The sequence below is a fragment of the Jezberella sp. genome, assembly GCF_964834465.1.
This window is the reverse complement of the sequence record NZ_CBAZRM010000013.1, coordinates 1-15,748: the sequence shown is the minus strand read 5'-3', so window position 1 is coordinate 15,748 and position 15,748 is coordinate 1. Positions and strand designations below refer to the sequence as shown.

The 15,748-nt window shown below is 51.6% G+C and carries 15 protein-coding genes; 13 read left to right on the top strand and 2 right to left on the bottom strand.

Features of this window, described 5'->3' with window-relative positions:
• Positions 1-35: 35 nt before the first annotated feature.
• The 13 genes from AC1W8Y_RS11180 to AC1W8Y_RS11120 all read left to right on the top strand — a co-directional run bounded on the left by AC1W8Y_RS11180 (position 36) and on the right by AC1W8Y_RS11120 (position 13,592).
• Positions 36-707 (top strand): DUF484 family protein, encoded by a 672-nt coding sequence (locus tag AC1W8Y_RS11180; protein WP_482014557.1) that lies wholly within the window; start codon positions 36-38, stop codon positions 705-707.
• A gap of 30 nt (positions 708-737) precedes the next feature.
• Positions 738-1,721, top strand: coding sequence for a tyrosine recombinase XerC (gene xerC / locus AC1W8Y_RS11175; protein ID WP_482014556.1), 984 nt, complete (start codon positions 738-740; stop codon positions 1,719-1,721).
• A gap of 235 nt (positions 1,722-1,956) precedes the next feature.
• Positions 1,957-3,051 carry a CobW family GTP-binding protein gene (locus AC1W8Y_RS11170; RefSeq protein ID WP_482014555.1) on the top strand — a complete coding sequence of 365 codons (1,095 nt, stop codon included), beginning with the start codon at positions 1,957-1,959 and terminating at the stop codon, positions 3,049-3,051.
• A gap of 45 nt (positions 3,052-3,096) precedes the next feature.
• Complete coding sequence (gene dksA / locus AC1W8Y_RS11165) at positions 3,097-3,561, top strand: RNA polymerase-binding protein DksA (RefSeq protein WP_482014554.1); 465 nt, start codon at positions 3,097-3,099, stop codon at positions 3,559-3,561.
• Between the two features lie 57 nt (positions 3,562-3,618).
• Entirely contained in the window at positions 3,619-4,155 is a 537-nt protein-coding gene (hslV, locus tag AC1W8Y_RS11160; RefSeq protein ID WP_482014553.1) for an ATP-dependent protease subunit HslV, read from the top strand.
• A 4-nt stretch (positions 4,156-4,159) separates the two neighbouring features.
• Positions 4,160-5,491, top strand: a complete 1,332-nt coding sequence (gene hslU, locus AC1W8Y_RS11155) for an ATP-dependent protease ATPase subunit HslU (protein ID WP_482014552.1) — start codon at positions 4,160-4,162, stop codon at positions 5,489-5,491.
• A 230-nt stretch (positions 5,492-5,721) separates the two neighbouring features.
• Entirely contained in the window at positions 5,722-6,813 is a 1,092-nt protein-coding gene (locus AC1W8Y_RS11150; RefSeq protein WP_482014662.1) for a branched-chain amino acid ABC transporter substrate-binding protein, read from the top strand.
• Positions 6,814-6,940: 127 nt separating this feature from the next.
• Complete coding sequence (locus tag AC1W8Y_RS11145) at positions 6,941-7,876, top strand: branched-chain amino acid ABC transporter permease (protein WP_482014551.1); 936 nt, start codon at positions 6,941-6,943, stop codon at positions 7,874-7,876.
• A 19-nt stretch (positions 7,877-7,895) separates the two neighbouring features.
• Positions 7,896-9,020, top strand: coding sequence for an ABC transporter permease subunit (locus AC1W8Y_RS11140; protein ID WP_482014661.1), 1,125 nt, complete (start codon positions 7,896-7,898; stop codon positions 9,018-9,020).
• Between the two features lie 25 nt (positions 9,021-9,045).
• Positions 9,046-9,828 (top strand): ABC transporter ATP-binding protein, encoded by a 783-nt coding sequence (locus tag AC1W8Y_RS11135; RefSeq protein WP_482014660.1) that lies wholly within the window; start codon positions 9,046-9,048, stop codon positions 9,826-9,828.
• A gap of 10 nt (positions 9,829-9,838) precedes the next feature.
• Positions 9,839-10,561 (top strand): ABC transporter ATP-binding protein, encoded by a 723-nt coding sequence (locus AC1W8Y_RS11130; protein WP_482014550.1) that lies wholly within the window; start codon positions 9,839-9,841, stop codon positions 10,559-10,561.
• A gap of 336 nt (positions 10,562-10,897) precedes the next feature.
• Complete coding sequence (locus AC1W8Y_RS11125; RefSeq protein WP_482014659.1) at positions 10,898-12,442, top strand: inorganic phosphate transporter; 1,545 nt, start codon at positions 10,898-10,900, stop codon at positions 12,440-12,442.
• Positions 12,443-12,665: 223 nt separating this feature from the next.
• Entirely contained in the window at positions 12,666-13,592 is a 927-nt protein-coding gene (locus tag AC1W8Y_RS11120) for a dihydrodipicolinate synthase family protein (protein WP_482014549.1), read from the top strand.
• On the opposite strand, the gene AC1W8Y_RS11115 is transcribed toward AC1W8Y_RS11120, so the two are convergent.
• Together AC1W8Y_RS11115 and AC1W8Y_RS11110 are read right to left on the bottom strand one after the other, a co-directional pair.
• Positions 13,546-14,694 carry a hypothetical protein gene (locus AC1W8Y_RS11115; protein WP_482014548.1) on the bottom strand — a complete coding sequence of 383 codons (1,149 nt, stop codon included), beginning with the start codon at positions 14,692-14,694 and terminating at the stop codon, positions 13,546-13,548. The genes AC1W8Y_RS11120 and AC1W8Y_RS11115 overlap by 47 nt on opposite strands.
• On the bottom strand, positions 14,660-15,748 hold a 1,089-nt coding region (locus tag AC1W8Y_RS11110), incomplete at its 5' end, for a hypothetical protein (protein WP_482014547.1). The genes AC1W8Y_RS11115 and AC1W8Y_RS11110, both read right to left, overlap by 35 nt.

Here is a 15,748-nt window from a genome sequence, read left to right as displayed (position 1 = left end):
TTCACTGTCACACACTTAGCGACTAAAAATACACCATGACTGAACTGATTACTGCGCACAGCGTTGCTAAATTTCTGCAAGAAAACCCTGAATTTTTTACTCAGCACGCTGAACTGTTCTCGTCTCTTGAAGTACCCCACCCTCACCAAAGTCGAGCAATTTCACTGGGTGAGCGCCAAATCCTGACACTTCGCGACCGGTTACGCGAGTTTGAGTTTCGGCTCGCCGACATGGTGCGCAACGCCTCACAAAACGAAACCACCACCGAGAAATTGAATCAGTGGTGCTCACGTATCTTGGCTGAACCAAACGTCACCCGTTTGCCAGGTGAAGTCGCACTTGGCTTGGCTGAGGTATTTGACCTGCAAGAAGCCGCACTGCGTGTTTGGGGACTCGACTTGCCAAACGAAGGCGTGGCGGCGCCAGTTTCAGAGGATGTTCATATTTTCGCGGACGGCTTGGTTAGCCCTTACTGTGGTAACAACACAGAATTTGTCGCAGCGACGTGGCTGCGCAACAAGCCAGCGTCCTTAGCCATCATCGCGCTGCGCAGTCCCGGCGATACCGCGACGTTTGGTCTTTTAGTGCTAGGGTCTGATGATCCTCAACGATTCTCACCGGAAATGGGTACCCAGTTTCTAAGCGTCGTCAGTCGATTGGCGGGCGCTGCCCTGTCGCGGTTAAAACACCCCGCCATTGTTGTTTAACAGACACAAGTCGAACCCAATGTGAGCACGGTGAGCAAACACAGTTCCTCTGAAGAGATCTCTACCTCCGTGCTGCCGGCCGAAGCTGAACAGTGGCTCGAACATTTGCTGCACAATCGGCGTTATTCACCCCATACCTTGGCAGCCTACCGGCGAGATCTCGCTAAGTTGGTGCAGCTCACCAACGGCAAGCCGCTTAACCAAATCGTGAATGGGCAGATCCGACAGTTTCTTGCTCGGTTGCACGCACAAGGGCACGGTGCCAGAAGCTTGGCAAGAACCTTAGCAGGGTGGCGTGGTTTCTATCAATGGTGGGCACCGCTGGCAGGGCTTACCTCCAATCCGACGGCAGACGTCAAAGCACCGAAAGCGAGCCGCGGGTTGCCCAAAGCACTATCGGTGGATCAGGCACAGGCCCTGCTTGATGCGCCTGTCATGCGCGCGATGACTGATCCACTAGCCCTTAGGGATCAAGCCATGTTTGAACTGTTCTATTCGAGTGGGTTGAGATTAAGCGAGCTTGTGAGTCTGGATATTCACTATTGTCAGCATAAGAACTACACATCGCTCAGCTGGATCGATTTGGTGGATCACGATGTTCATGTATTAGGCAAAGGCGGCAAGAGACGTAGTGTGCCCGTTGGCGCCCAAGCGGTCGACGCACTCAAGCGATGGCTTGAGGTTAGATCACTTGTTTTAGCGGCAAACCAAAGTAGTGAAGACGTACTTGCGTTGTTTCTCGGCAGCCGCGGTAAACGCATCCACCCCAGAGTTGTTCAATCGCGCTTAACCAGACTGGCCACCTTGGCTGGGCTACCAACCACCATTCACCCGCACGTGCTCAGGCATAGTTTCGCCAGTCACGTGTTGCAGTCTGCGCAAGACTTGAGAGCAGTTCAAGAAATGCTGGGGCACGCCAATATTTCAACAACCCAGCTCTATACAAAGCTCGACTTTCAGCATTTGTCGAAAGTTTATGACCAAGCCCACCCCAGGGCAGGTCGAAAATCGTAGCGCCGCAGCCCCCCCCGGGTCTTGAATTCGCCGGTTTTGCCCCCATTGATAGCACTCAGGTCTCGAATCGGTGCTCGATGCCGACTATTGTTAAAGATTTTTGATGATCTTTAACCCTTTTTTTGGTTATAACTCTTAGCTTATTTGCGAACCTAGGTTAAACCCGAAGTTATTTGTATTTGCCGGTAACAATTCACTGTGCTGTAATCCGGCGTTACTTGAAAGGCTTTACCCAATGAATTCAACAGCTGATATCGAAAAAATGGTGCCTGTGACGATCCTCACCGGGTTTCTGGGTGCGGGCAAAACCACTCTGCTCAAGCGAATTCTGACCGAGTACCACGGTAAGCGTATCGCAGTGATTGAAAATGAATTCGGACCAGAGAGCATCGACAACGATTTGTTGGTGCAAGATTCAGACGAAGAAATCATTGAACTGTCGAACGGCTGCATTTGTTGCACCGTGCGCGGCGACCTGATGCGCACCTTGAACGATTTGCGTACACGCCGTCAAGGCGGTGAACTTAACTTCGAGCGGGTCATTATTGAAACCACCGGCATGGCCAACCCTGGCCCGGTTTGTCAGACGTTTTTCATGGATGACGACATCGCCGAGTACTACCGTCTTGATGCTGTCGTCACCATCGTAGACGCCAAGCACGGCATGGAAACACTGGATCAGCAAGAAGAAGCGCAGAAGCAAGTGGGTTTCGCCGATCGCATCTTGGTGTCGAAAATAGATCTCGTCAGCGATGCCCAATACCAAACGCTGCGCCGTCGTCTGATCAAAATCAATCCTCGGGCATCCATCGAGGCAGTGAACTTTGGCGAAACTGACCTCAAGCAAATTATCGATATCAGTGGATTCAATTTAAACGCCATTTTGGATATCGATCCTCAGTTTCTCGCAGATGAACATCCAGATGCGGCGCACGATCATGATCATCCAGATCATGTTCACGGCCCCGATTGTGACCACGACCACGGCCATGATCATCATCACCATCACCATCATGCGCCTGCGCACAATGACGATATCAGTGCCTTCGTTTTCAAATCGGACAAGGCTTTCAACCCGGAACGCCTAGAAGAGTTTCTAGGCGGAGTAGTACAAGTGTATGGCCCGGATTTATTGCGCTACAAGGGCATTTTGTACATGAAGGGGATCAACCGTCGCATGCTCTTCCAAGGAGTGCATATGATGATGGGTGCCGAACCAGGCAAACCTTGGTTGGCAAATGAAAAGAAAACCACAAAAATGGTTTTTATCGGACGTAAGTTACCCAAAGAGATCTTCACCAAAGGTCTCGAACAATGTCTGGTGAAGTGAATCCGGCGCCATGATGGTGCGGTGCTTAATTAACGGAGTGTTTTGATGGCTACGAAGGCAGCAAAGAAGAATCCAGAAGCGACGGGTGATCTGTCGGAGAACAACCTGCCTACTGAAGACGAGTTGATGAAGATGCCCGAATCTGAATACATGAACGAGCGTCAACTCGGCTTTTTCAGAGACAGACTCAGACAGCTTGAGCGTGAAATTCTCAGCAACGCCGGGACCACCACAGAGCATTTGCGCGAAACCCAATTCGTGCCTGATCCTGCAGACCGTGCAACGATTGAAGAAGAGCATGCCCTTGAGCTTCGTACGCGTGACCGCGAGCGCAAGCTGTTGAAAAAGGTGCAGCAGTCCATTGCGCGTATCGATAGCGGTGACTACGGTTGGTGTGAAGAAACGGGTGAACCGATCGGTGTTCCGAGGCTGCTGGCTCGACCGACGGCGACCTTGTCACTCGAAGCGCAAGAGCGTCGCGAGATGCGCCAGAAAATGTTTGGTGATTGACAGCAATCAGTCATGGGCGGGGGAAGTCGACCCAGCCCTATCATGACCGCAGCAACTATGGAACAATTTCACGGCACTACCATCGTCTCAGTCCGTCGTGGCAATCAAGTTGCCTTAGGCGGCGACGGACAGGTCACCCTGGGCAATATTGTGATCAAAGGCACGGCGCGCAAAATCCGCCGCCTTTATCACGACAAGATTTTGGCTGGCTTTGCCGGCGCAACAGCAGACGCCTTTACGTTACAAGAAAGGTTTGAGGCCAAGCTCGAAAAGCATCAAGGCAATTTAATGCGCTCGGCCGTCGAATTAACCCGCGACTGGCGTACCGACCGCGTTTTGCGCAGACTCGAAGCGATGTTGATTGTTGCTGATCGAGATCACACCTTGGTTCTGACCGGCAACGGTGATGTCTTAGAGCCAGAAAACGGCATTGCCGCCATTGGATCTGGTGGTGCTTACGCGCAATCTGCCGCCTTGGCACTGTTGCGCAATACCGAGCTCAGTCCAGAGGTGATCGTCAAGCAATCACTTGAAATCGCTGGAGACCTCTGCATTTATACCAACCAGAATCACCTGATCGAAGTACTCAATTAGCCCTATGTCTGCCTCAACGATGACACCCGCCGAAATTGTCGGCGAACTCGATAAGTACATTGTCGGTCAGCAAAACGCAAAAAAGGCCGTTGCCGTTGCCCTACGCAATCGCTGGCGGCGCCAGCAAGTCGCTGAGCCATTGCGCCACGAAATTCATCCAAAAAATATTCTGATGATCGGGCCAACCGGGGTTGGCAAAACTGAAATCGCCCGGCGTTTAGCGAAATTAGCGGACGCGCCGTTTATTAAAATCGAAGCGACCAAGTTTACCGAGGTTGGGTACGTTGGGCGCGACGTTGACACCATTATCCGCGACCTGGCCGAAATCGCGATCAAGCAGACGAGGCAAGCAGAGATGAGTCGTGTTCGGTTGCAAGCCGAAGATGCGGCAGAAGATCGAATTCTGGATGCGCTCATTGCCCCTCCCCGAGCCGCAGACGGCACCCCACTTCGAGAAGAAACGGCCACTCGCCAGACGTTTCGCAAGCGGTTTCGTGAAGGGATGCTAGACGCGACTGAAATTGATATTGAAGTGGCGACACCAATCCCCCAACTTGACGTGATGGGGCCACCCGGGATGGAAGACATGGCCGAACAACTGAAAGGTATGTTTGCGGGCATGAATCGCGAGAAAAAGAAGACTCGAAAAATGACGGTCAAAGAAGCGTTCAAGCTTTTGATCGACGAAGAAGCCGCCAAGCGTATCAACGACGACGATATCAAAACTGAAGCCATCAACCGGGTTGAGCAACACGGGATTGTGTTTCTGGATGAAATCGACAAGATTGCTGCGCGACAAGACAGCGGCGGCGCCGAAGTTTCTCGCCAGGGTGTTCAACGTGACTTGCTGCCATTGGTCGAAGGGACCACCGTTTCGACGAAATACGGCATGGTGAAAACGGATCACATCCTCTTTATTGCGTCTGGTGCATTTCACTTAGCACGACCATCAGATCTGATCCCTGAATTGCAAGGTCGTTTTCCGATTCGTGTTGAGCTTGATTCATTGACCGCTCGGGATTTCGTGCAAATCTTGTGCGATACCGATGCATCACTGACGAAACAATATGGTGCCTTACTTGCGACCGAAGCAATACAGCTAGACTTCTGCGACGACGGTATCGCTCGTTTGGCAGAGCTGGCTTTCGATGTCAATGAACGCACCGAAAACATCGGGGCACGGCGTCTTTACACCGTCATGGAAAAGTTGCTTGACGATATCTCTTTCAACGCAACGGCACACGCTGGGCAAACCATCAAAATCGATGCCGCTTATGTCAATCAGCAGCTTGAAGAGGTTGCCTCAAGCCAAGATCTGGCACGCTTTGTGCTGTAGACCTCTACCTACATTCATGCACTGAGCCTAAGCCCTTTATTGTGGCACTGGTATGACAGTTTCATTTTCTGATCGGCCGGTGAGGGTTATCCCTGTTTATTCTTAGTGTTTTTCGTTGCAGTTACGCTGTAATATCGCAACGCGTGTATCCGCATGAGTCCTAACAGGAGAACCCTATGTCACTCAACAAGATTGTTAAGTTGTTACCCGTCGCTGCGGCGATTGCTCTGATGTCAGTTGGCGCTAACGCCAACGCACAAGAAGTCGTCAAAATTGGTCACGTCGGTCCTTTGACTGGCGCTATTGCTCACCTTGGCAAAGATAACGAAAACGGCGCCCGTTTAGCTGTTGAAGAAATCAATGCAGCTGGCCTGATGATTGATGGCAAAAAGGTGACTCTCGAACTGGTCACAGAAGATGATGCTGGTGACCCAAAGACAGGGACAGCTGTGGCACAGAAACTGGTTGACGCGGGTGTTGTAGGCGTTGTCGGCCACTTGAACTCAGGCGTATCTATCCCAGCCTCGAAGATCTATAACGACGCAGGTATCGTAGAAATTTCTCCTTCTTCGACTAACCCACAGTACACCTTGCAAGGTTTCAAATCGACCTATCGTGTCGTTGCAACGGATGCGCAGCAGGGCCCAGCCTTGGCAACCTATGCCACGAAAACACTGAAAGCTAAAAACATCGCCATCATTGACGATGCGACTGCCTACGGTAAGGGTTTGGCTGATGAGTTTGAAAAGAAAGCCAAAGCCAATGGTGGTGTGATTGTTGCTCGTGAAGCAACCAATGACAAAGCAACCGACTTCAAAGCGATTTTGACCAAGATCAAAGGTAAAAAACCTGAAGTCATCATGTACGGTGGCATGGACGCAACGGGCGGCCCATTGACCAAGCAAGCTTCTGAACTGGGCATTAAAGCCATGGTTGTTCAAGGCGATGGCGCTTGCACGGACAAAGTAATTGAGCTGGCTGGTGATGCTGTCAAAAACATCGTTTGCTCAGAAGCTGGCATGTCTTTGTCGAAAATGGCCAAAGGTGCAGATTTCGCCAAGAAATATGAAGCTCGCTTCAAAACACCTATCCAAGTTTATGCTCCTTTCACCTATGACGCGGTCTATGTGATCGCTGATGCCATGAAGCGTGCCAATTCAACCAAGGCTGCCGCTATTTTGGCTGCAATGCCTGCAACAAACTATGACGGCCTGATTGGTCACATCGCTTTTGATGCAAAAGGCGACATGAAAGAAGGCGTCATCACGCTTTATCAGTTCGGTAACAAGAAAAAAGAAGTGCTTGACGTCATGAAGATGTAATTGACCCGCTTAACAGCGTGTGTCAGTTTGATTAACAAGCACTAAACGCACGGCACCGCGGATGATTGCGGTGCCGTTGTTTTTCACTGAGTCTATTTTTTTCGACTTGGCAGCAGGAGATACATTCATGGATATCTTTATCCAGCAATTAGTCAATGGCCTGGTACTTGGCAGCATTTATGCGCTGATTGCGCTGGGCTACACCATGGTTTATGGCATTTTGGGCATCATCAACTTTGCCCACGGTGATGTGTTGATGGTGGGTGCGCTGACCGCTCTCTCGTCGATATTGATGCTGCAACACTACATGCCCGGGTTGCCGCAGTGGTTGACCCTAGTCATCGCGACGCTAATCGCCATGCCCGTTTGTGCGGCACTTTCCTATGGGATCGAGCGAATCGCCTATCGCCCCCTACGCAATGCCCCTCGCTTGGCGCCGCTGATTACCGCCATTGGCGTCTCTATCATCTTACAAACACTGGCCATGATTATCTGGTCGCGTAATCCTATGATTTTCCCGACGCTGCTGCCGTCCATGCCAATCGACATTTTCGATACGGGCGCCGTCATTACGGGCAAAGAGATCGTCATCATCATCATGTCATTCATTGTGATGGTTGGTTTGCTATTGCTAGTCAATAAAACCAAGCTCGGTCGTGCCATGAGAGCAACGGCTGAAAGTCCTCGCGTTGCTGGTTTGATGGGGGTCAACCCCAATTTCGTTATCTCTGCCACCTTCATGATCGGCGCAGCGCTCGCAGCGGTTGCCGGTGTCATGATGGCCACCAACTACGGTAACGCCCATTTCTACATGGGCTTCATCCCAGGTCTTAAGGCCTTTACCGCTGCGGTGCTTGGCGGTATCGGTAACTTGGCTGGTGCGATGGTGGGTGGCATTCTTCTGGGGCTGATTGAAGCGCTTGGTGCTGGTTATATTGGAGATCTGACGAATGACATCTTTGGCTCAAATTACCAAGACGTTTTCGCCTTCATTGTGCTGATCATCGTCCTGGTCTTCCGTCCGTCCGGCATTATGGGCGAACGTGTCGCCGATCGCGCATAAGGGGATCGAGATCATGTCTATGTTAAAGATGAACAAAAGCGCCTCTATCGTTGCCTTGATCGCCTTGACGATTGCAGCACCAGTGTTAGCGCAAACGCTCGGCGGTAATTACTGGGTCCGTATCCTTGATTTCGCCTTGCTTTACATCATGTTGGCGCTTGGCCTGAACATCGTCGTCGGCTTTGCCGGTTTACTCGATCTGGGCTACATCGCCTTTTACGCGGTTGGCGCTTATTTGATGGGGTTGCTGAGCTCGCCGCACCTTTCAACGCAGTTCGAATTCATTGCTGGCTTGTTCCCGCAGGGGCTGCACCTCGGTTTTTGGTGGATCCTGTTAATTGCTGGCCCAGTCGCTGCGCTATTCGGTGTCCTCCTTGGTGCGCCAACCCTGAAGTTGCGCGGTGACTACCTTGCTATTGTGACCTTGGGGTTCGGTGAAATTATTCGTATTTTTATGAATAACTTAGACCGGCCACTGAATATCACCAACGGGCCCAAAGGCATTAATGCCATTGATCCAGTGGTATTTTTCGGCGTTGATTTCTCAAAAGCACATGACTTGCTCGGGTTCAAGCTTTCCCCCGGTGTCATGTACTACTACTTGATCGTTGCTCTCACATTAGTGGTTATTTTTGTGAGCGTGCGTTTGCAACGCTCGCGGATAGGACGGGCGTGGGTAGCGATCCGTGAGGATGAAATTGCTGCGAAAGCGATGGGTATCAACACACGAAACGTCAAGCTGTTGGCGTTCGCGATGGGTGCTGCGTTTGGGGGTGTGTCAGGCGTTGTGTTTGGTGCTTTTCAAGCGTTTGTTTCACCTGAGTCTTTTGTGCTGTGGGAGTCCATTTACGTACTTGCCATCGTAGTGCTCGGTGGCATGGGGCATATCCCTGGTGTCATTCTCGGCGGCATCTTGTTAGTCGGGTTTCAAGAATTCTTGCGCGAAGTGGCCGTCCCTGCGCAAAAACTACTCTTTGGTGAGGTCGTGGTCGACGCCGAAGTCATACGCCAATTGATGTTCGGGCTAGCACTGGTGGTTGTGATGTTGTATCGCCCAGCAGGTCTGTGGCCTGCGCCCAAGCGTGAAGATCGTCCGGTGACCAGAATGCGTGGCCATACTAGCCGTCTGGATGGAGAGGTTTGACATGACAACAACTAATGCAACAACAATGTCCACTGACACCAGCGGTTTCGTGTTGTCGGTGCAGGGCGTTAACAAACGGTTTGGTGGGCTGCAGGCGTTATCCGACGTGGGGCTGCAAATCAGTCCGGGCGAAATTTACGGCCTGATTGGCCCTAACGGGGCCGGCAAAACGACGTTCTTTAACGTCATTACCGGTCTTTATACCCCTGACTCAGGCGAGTTCAAACTGGGTGGCCATACCTATCAACCGACAGCCGTGCATGAGGTGGCCAAGGCAGGTATCGCGAGAACGTTTCAGAACATCCGCCTGTTCGGCGAAATGACGGCCCTCGAAAACGTCATGGTTGGTCGCCATGTGCGCACCAAAGCGGGTGTGTTTGGTGCGGTTTTCAGACCACCTGCGATCCGGCGCGAAGAAGCTGAAATTGAGGATATGGCGCACGATTTGCTCGACTATGTAGGGATTAGTCAACACGCCAATCACACGGCTCGCAATTTATCTTATGGGCACCAACGTCGCCTGGAAATCGCTCGTGCGCTGGCCACCGAACCAAAATTACTGGCACTCGATGAACCAGCTGCAGGGATGAATGCGACAGAAAAAGTGGAGCTTCGCGGTCTGCTGGACAAGATTCGCGCCGATGGTCGGACAATCTTGCTGATTGAACACGATGTCAAACTGGTCATGGGCTTATGCGATCGCTTGACGGTGCTGGATTATGGCAAAGTCATCGCGCACGGGCTTCCCCAAGACGTTCAAAAAGACAAGGCAGTTGTCGAGGCTTACCTCGGCACGCCTGCGCACTAAGGCTAGCATCATGAAAGACATCCTCTTAGAAATTACTGATCTCAAAGTCGCTTATGGCGGCATCCACGCTATTAAAGGGATCAATCTCGAGATTCGCGACGGCGAGCTCGTGACCTTGATCGGTGCGAATGGTGCGGGCAAAACAACGACGATGAAAGCCATTACTGGGTTGCAAGGCTGGGTTGCTGGAGACGTCAAGTATCTTGGCAAATCCATCAAGGGTGTGCCCAGCCATGAATTGCTCAAACAGGGTCTCGCGATGGTGCCCGAGGGCCGAGGCGTGTTCACTCGGATGACCATTGTCGAAAACCTGCAGATGGGTGCCTACATTCGCACAGATGCGGCCACCATTGCCACTGATATCGAGCGTATGTTCGGGATTTTCCCACGACTAAAAGAACGGGCGAATCAGCTTGCAGGCACGATGTCGGGCGGCGAACAGCAGATGCTGGCTATGGCGCGCGCACTCATGAGTCAACCAAAACTCTTGTTGCTTGATGAACCATCGATGGGCTTGTCGCCCATCATGGTGCAAAAAATCTTCGAAGTGGTCGACACTATTTCGAAAGAAGGGGTGACCGTCTTGCTGGTTGAACAGAATGCCCGGCTGGCTTTACAAGCAGCAGATCGTGCCTACGTGATGGATTCAGGTCTGATCACGATGCATGGTAATGCCAACGACATGCTGGACGATCCGAAAGTCAAAGAAGCTTATTTAGGGGAAGGGGCCTAACCGTCACGACCCACTCAGGTGTTGCAAAAGCTCGCCAAAGAACGGCGAACAATTGTAAACAATTGCAAACCAAACTAAGCATTAAAACCGCCCGCACTGCCTTGAACGCTAAGGCCAGTGCGGGTTTTAATTTTTTGACGAGCAGCTGTCTGATTGATTTTTCGACACAACTGTAAGCTTTTTGTCATGTGAACGTCATGTAGTGAATCTACGATCAAAGCCCTTTGTTCTCGAAGAAGCCGATCCATGGAAACCGCTAGCACTGCCGCGCCGCACGTCGCCCCCCATCACGGACATCACCCGCATCACGCAGTCAAACCCAACTTTGATCAGCCCATGGGTGCGGCAACAAAACTGGTTTTTCTAGTGATTGTGTTGGCAGCGCTTGGATACGGCGCTTTCAGCATTTTCTCTGATGTCAGCGCAAGTGGTCACGCATCCACTGAGCTTTTACCCTACCTATTACTTGGCTTAGCATTGTTCATTGCCCTCGCCTTCGAGTTTGTGAACGGCTTTCATGACACCGCCAATGCGGTCGCTACCGTCATTTACACGCATTCACTGCCTCCCCAGTTCGCCGTCGTGTGGTCTGGCATTTTCAACTTCATTGGCGTACTGGTATCCAGCGGCGCAGTTGCTTTTGGCATTATTTCGTTGCTACCTGTTGAGCTAATCCTGCAAGTGGGCTCTAGCCAGGGCTTTGCCATGGTCTTTGCACTGCTCATTGCAGCTATTCTCTGGAACTTAGGCACCTGGTGGCTCGGTCTGCCCGCATCATCCTCACATACCTTGATTGGTTCGATCATTGGGGTTGGTATTGCTAACGCACTGATGCATGGGCGTGATGGCACCTCGGGGATCGATTGGGAGCAAGCAGGCAAAGTCGGGACAACACTGCTGGTTTCCCCGCTCGTCGGTTTTATTTGTTCCGCCTTGCTTCTATTGGCCATGCGGGCGCTGGTAAAAAACAAGAAGCTATACGAAGCGCCTAAAGACAATAAGGCACCGCCATGGTGGATTCGCAGTTTGCTGGTACTCACGTGTACCGGTGTCTCTTATGCGCATGGCTCCAATGATGGCCAAAAAGGAATGGGGCTCATCATGCTGATTCTGGTCGGTACCGTACCTTTGTCGTACGGCTTAAACCGCGCCATGCCGGTTGACCAGATCACTCAGTTTGCTGCAGTTGCCGAGGTTTCAACCAATTCGATCATCAAGCTCGCGCCAGCCGCTGCGCCCGCAGATCCACGGATGGTGTTGACAAACTATATTCGCACCAAAGAGCTTACCCCTGAAGTTCTGCCTTCCTTAGCAGCGCTGACAAGTAGCGTGGGCAAAGACGTCAAAGCCCACGACTCGCTTGCAAAGCTTCCAGCCGAATCGATTGGCAACGTACGCAATGACATGTACCTTGCCTCTGAAACGATTCGTTTTATCAAGAAAAACCCCGCGGCAAAGCTGGACGAAGATGCATCCAAGAATCTGACGGAGTTTCAGAAACAATCAGACAATGCGACAAAATTTATCCCACTATGGGTGAAAGTCGTCGTGGCGATTGCACTGGGTTTAGGCACCATGATTGGCTGGAAGCGTATCGTTGTGACGGTAGGTGAGAAGATTGGTAAAACCCATCTGACCTACGCGCAAGGTGCCTCGGCCGAGCTCGTTGCCATGATGACCATCGGCGCTGCCGATATGTACGGCTTACCCGTGTCCACCACACACGTGCTCTCTTCTGGTGTCGCTGGCACCATGGCGGCCAATAAGTCAGGTCTGCAAATGTCGACGATCCGCAACTTGTTGATGGCTTGGGTGCTGACGCTGCCCGCTGCAATTATGTTGTCAGCCAGTTTGTATTGGGTATTTGTACAGCTGTTCTAAATGAGGCCCTGCGGCCTCTGCGGTGGGTTCAGTTGCCATATCTCTTAAGGATTGAGCGACTGAACCCATCAAGTACCAGCGCGAGGCAGCAGATGCTTATCACAGCGTTTCAAAAAGTGTCTCGCCCAAAGTCTGGTACATTTTATTTTGCACCAACTACATCGCTGACGATCAATCATTGCCTGTCAAGATCGTCTGGGCCGCTTACCCATTTGGATATCAGATGACTGTCTCACACCTACCTTCCTCTTTGCCAGCGGTACTGTCGCCTGTGCTGACGCCATTTAAAGCCGATGGCACGCCTGATGGAAAAAAGCTCTTAAAACAATGCCAATGGTTGCAGGCGAATGGGGTCGGACAAGCCATCTTCGGCACGAATTCAGAAGCGAATTCGATGTCGATTTTTCAAAAGCTGGAGGTGATGGCAGCGTTGATTGAAGGTGGCTTGAACCCCAGCCATCTCATGCCTGGAACCGGTGCCTGCTCGGTGGATGAAACGGTCAGAATCACGAGTCAGGCGGTAAAAAGTCATTGCGCAGGCGTCTTAATGTTGCCACCGTTCTATTACAAAGATCTCAGTGATGATGGGCTATTCGCCTATTTTTCGGAAGTTGTACAAAAAGTGGGTGACGCAAACCTGCAGCTATACCTCTACAACATCCCACCGGTCACAAAGATTGGTTTTAGCCTGCCCCTCTTAGAACGTCTTGTTAAAGCCTATCCTAAAACGATTGTCGGGATGAAAGACAGTTCAGGTGACTGGCCCTACACCGAGTCGGTCATTCGGTTGCTGGCCTCCACGGGATTCAGCGTATACGCAGGCAGTGAGACGTTCTTACTTCGCACCTTAAGGGCTGGAGGAGTTGGCTGTATTTCGGCGACCGCAAACGTGAATCCAAAGGCGATTGCTCACTTGGCTGATCATTGGCAGACAGATGATGCCGATCGACTTCAGGCTGGTTTGGATGAGGTTCGCGGGGTTTTTGCTAAATTTCCCATGATTGCCGCCATGAAGGCTGCAGTCGCTCATTTTGCGCAGGATTCTGAGTGGTTACGTGTACGCCCCCCCTTACTGCCTTTAGGGGCTGAGCAACAACGTGCTCTCATGGCCGAGCTTGAGAAGATTCACTTCGCCATGTCGGGTTTATAGCTTTTGTTGGCTCGTTGCACGGCAAGATAACGTCATGCTGTTCTTCGTCAGACAGATCGGGGCAACCATCGCCGTTCAAACCCGCTAAACCAAAGTCACTTGACACGGTCAACCTCGAACTGCGCGATGAGCCCGCTGCAACAGAGGGATTCACCAACGGGTTGATGAGTGTCACTCCGGCAGCCGCATTTGTCGTTGGGGCAATTGCCACCACCGTTTTGCTATTTAGAGTAACAGGAGTTACAGGCTTGATCGGGTTGACTGGAGTTACCGGATTCACTGGGGTTGCCGGGTCGACTGGGGGCTCTGGGTTGATTGGCGGGCCACCAAGGATATTCAATGTTGGTGAAGTTACCACCACAGTCCCGTTAGAGAAGGACCAACCCCCAAGACCAATATACGCATACTGCCCTGCGTTTTGCTGTGTCACTGTTGCTGTGGGCACCCCTGTTAATCCAGTATTGCTAACCATTGTGTTGTTATAAGTTACCCCAGAGATAGCCGTATCAGCCCCCATCACAAAAGTATTGCCCCCCATGCTCGTCGTTAAATCACCTTTGGTATACCCGGCGTTCAGGGCCGCCACGGTCAAGGCTGGGGTCGCACTTCCGTAAAGCTTGCTATACGATATGCCACTTAAATCCAACGAAAAAATCGGCTTAGTGGCATCTCGAAACAATGCTTGCACTGGGGCACCGAACGCAATCAAATTTCCAGTTCCATAGCCTGTATCACCGGTTCCCCACGCAGTATTGAGTGCCACGCTTTGTTGGTGGTTAACAAAAGGATTTAGGCTAAAAGACTGGGCTACATATAGCAAAGGAATAACCGAGCTTACATCGGTGGTGAGCGGTGATCCCGCGTATATAAACATATTAAATACTGGGTTAGCGGGCGATCCTACATTGCCAAATGGATCTACCGTGGTGACGTTCGCTAACCCCGTGATAATACCTCTCGCGTCTCCTGCTTGCAGTTGGGTGCCGGCAACGAGATTGACCGTTCCGGACGTCTGAAATGAACTGCCCGGGCCAAACGAAAGCGCACCAACACCTGAGGTCAGCACATTAACCAAGCCGGTGTACGTAGTATACGTTGCCACCGTATACAGACAGCACACCAGTACCGATAGATGAGGCTAAAGAGCTCGCTATGTTTCCGATAGATGGTAATCCAATCGTGATGTCACCTGGTGCAATATTGCCGGTTGTAATGCTTCCGCCCACAGCAATTCGTCCATTAGCAACGCCTGACTGTGCATTAATAAAATTAATCGAACCGCCCGATGTGTCAATCAGCAATGCGCATTTAGAACCAAAGTCACCTATTTTTGCATTACCTCCATTGGTTTCAATGCCAATGCTACCGTAAGTGACCATACTGCCTTGCGTTGTATCGACGTTTCCGCCTTTGGTGACTAAGTACAGATTGCCCGCTATCAGGTTAATCCGTCCAGAACCGGCAGCAAACGTAATGCTATTGTCTGCAGACAGCGTTAAAGATGCTGTGTTTAATCCAGTCAGTGAAAATGGATTTATCCCGAGGGCGCTGTTATAGATGATGTTTCCGGTCGTTGGTGCTGTGCCTGTCACAGAATTCGCCACACCGCCACTGCCCGCGCTTGTGGTTATAAGAACGTCCGTACCGTTTGTTATCGCAGCAGCAATGTCAGTGGCTAAAACCACTGAGTGTCCCTGCACTAGCGGCACAACAGTGTCGTTAATTTCGACGTCGACGGGATCGAGCAGCCATTTGGCCGCCTTAACAGACACGCCAACCGATTTCAAAATGGACCCAGATGTTTCTACAAAGCCACCGACAGCCTCAAGCGTCGCACCGCTCACGTTGGTATTGGCCGCCAACACACCCGTCGAGGTGTCACGACCAATCACGATGTTGCCACCCGCATTGCTGGCATCGGTACTATTCGCTTTGATACTGCCAGCGACTGCGATCTGACCGGCATCGGCCAGAATCGTCACATTACCGCCCTGCTTACCCGACACGTCGATGCTGCCAGAGACCGAAATCGCTGCCGCATCGTTTAAAGCGCCCGCCTGAATATAAACCTGACCGCCTTCGGCCACGATCGTGCCATTGCTGGTGTTGGTCACCGACGCATTGACCGCATCGGCGCTCACCACCAGCTTGATCTT

Coding starts and splice junctions, on each gene's coding strand:
- AC1W8Y_RS11170 (WP_482014555.1), top strand. CDS start 1,957: ATGAATTCAACAGCTGATATCGAAAAAATGGTGCCTGTGACGATCCTC.
- dksA (WP_482014554.1), top strand. CDS start 3,097: ATGGCTACGAAGGCAGCAAAGAAGAATCCAGAAGCGACGGGTGATCTG.
- hslV (WP_482014553.1), top strand. CDS start 3,619: ATGGAACAATTTCACGGCACTACCATCGTCTCAGTCCGTCGTGGCAAT.
- AC1W8Y_RS11130 (WP_482014550.1), top strand. CDS start 9,839: ATGAAAGACATCCTCTTAGAAATTACTGATCTCAAAGTCGCTTATGGC.
- AC1W8Y_RS11120 (WP_482014549.1), top strand. CDS start 12,666: ATGACTGTCTCACACCTACCTTCCTCTTTGCCAGCGGTACTGTCGCCT.
- AC1W8Y_RS11150 (WP_482014662.1), top strand. CDS start 5,722: ATGTCAGTTGGCGCTAACGCCAACGCACAAGAAGTCGTCAAAATTGGT.
- AC1W8Y_RS11140 (WP_482014661.1), top strand. CDS start 7,896: ATGTTAAAGATGAACAAAAGCGCCTCTATCGTTGCCTTGATCGCCTTG.
- AC1W8Y_RS11145 (WP_482014551.1), top strand. CDS start 6,941: ATGGATATCTTTATCCAGCAATTAGTCAATGGCCTGGTACTTGGCAGC.
- AC1W8Y_RS11180 (WP_482014557.1), top strand. CDS start 36: ATGACTGAACTGATTACTGCGCACAGCGTTGCTAAATTTCTGCAAGAA.
- AC1W8Y_RS11125 (WP_482014659.1), top strand. CDS start 10,898: ATGGGTGCGGCAACAAAACTGGTTTTTCTAGTGATTGTGTTGGCAGCG.
- AC1W8Y_RS11135 (WP_482014660.1), top strand. CDS start 9,046: ATGTCCACTGACACCAGCGGTTTCGTGTTGTCGGTGCAGGGCGTTAAC.
- hslU (WP_482014552.1), top strand. CDS start 4,160: ATGTCTGCCTCAACGATGACACCCGCCGAAATTGTCGGCGAACTCGAT.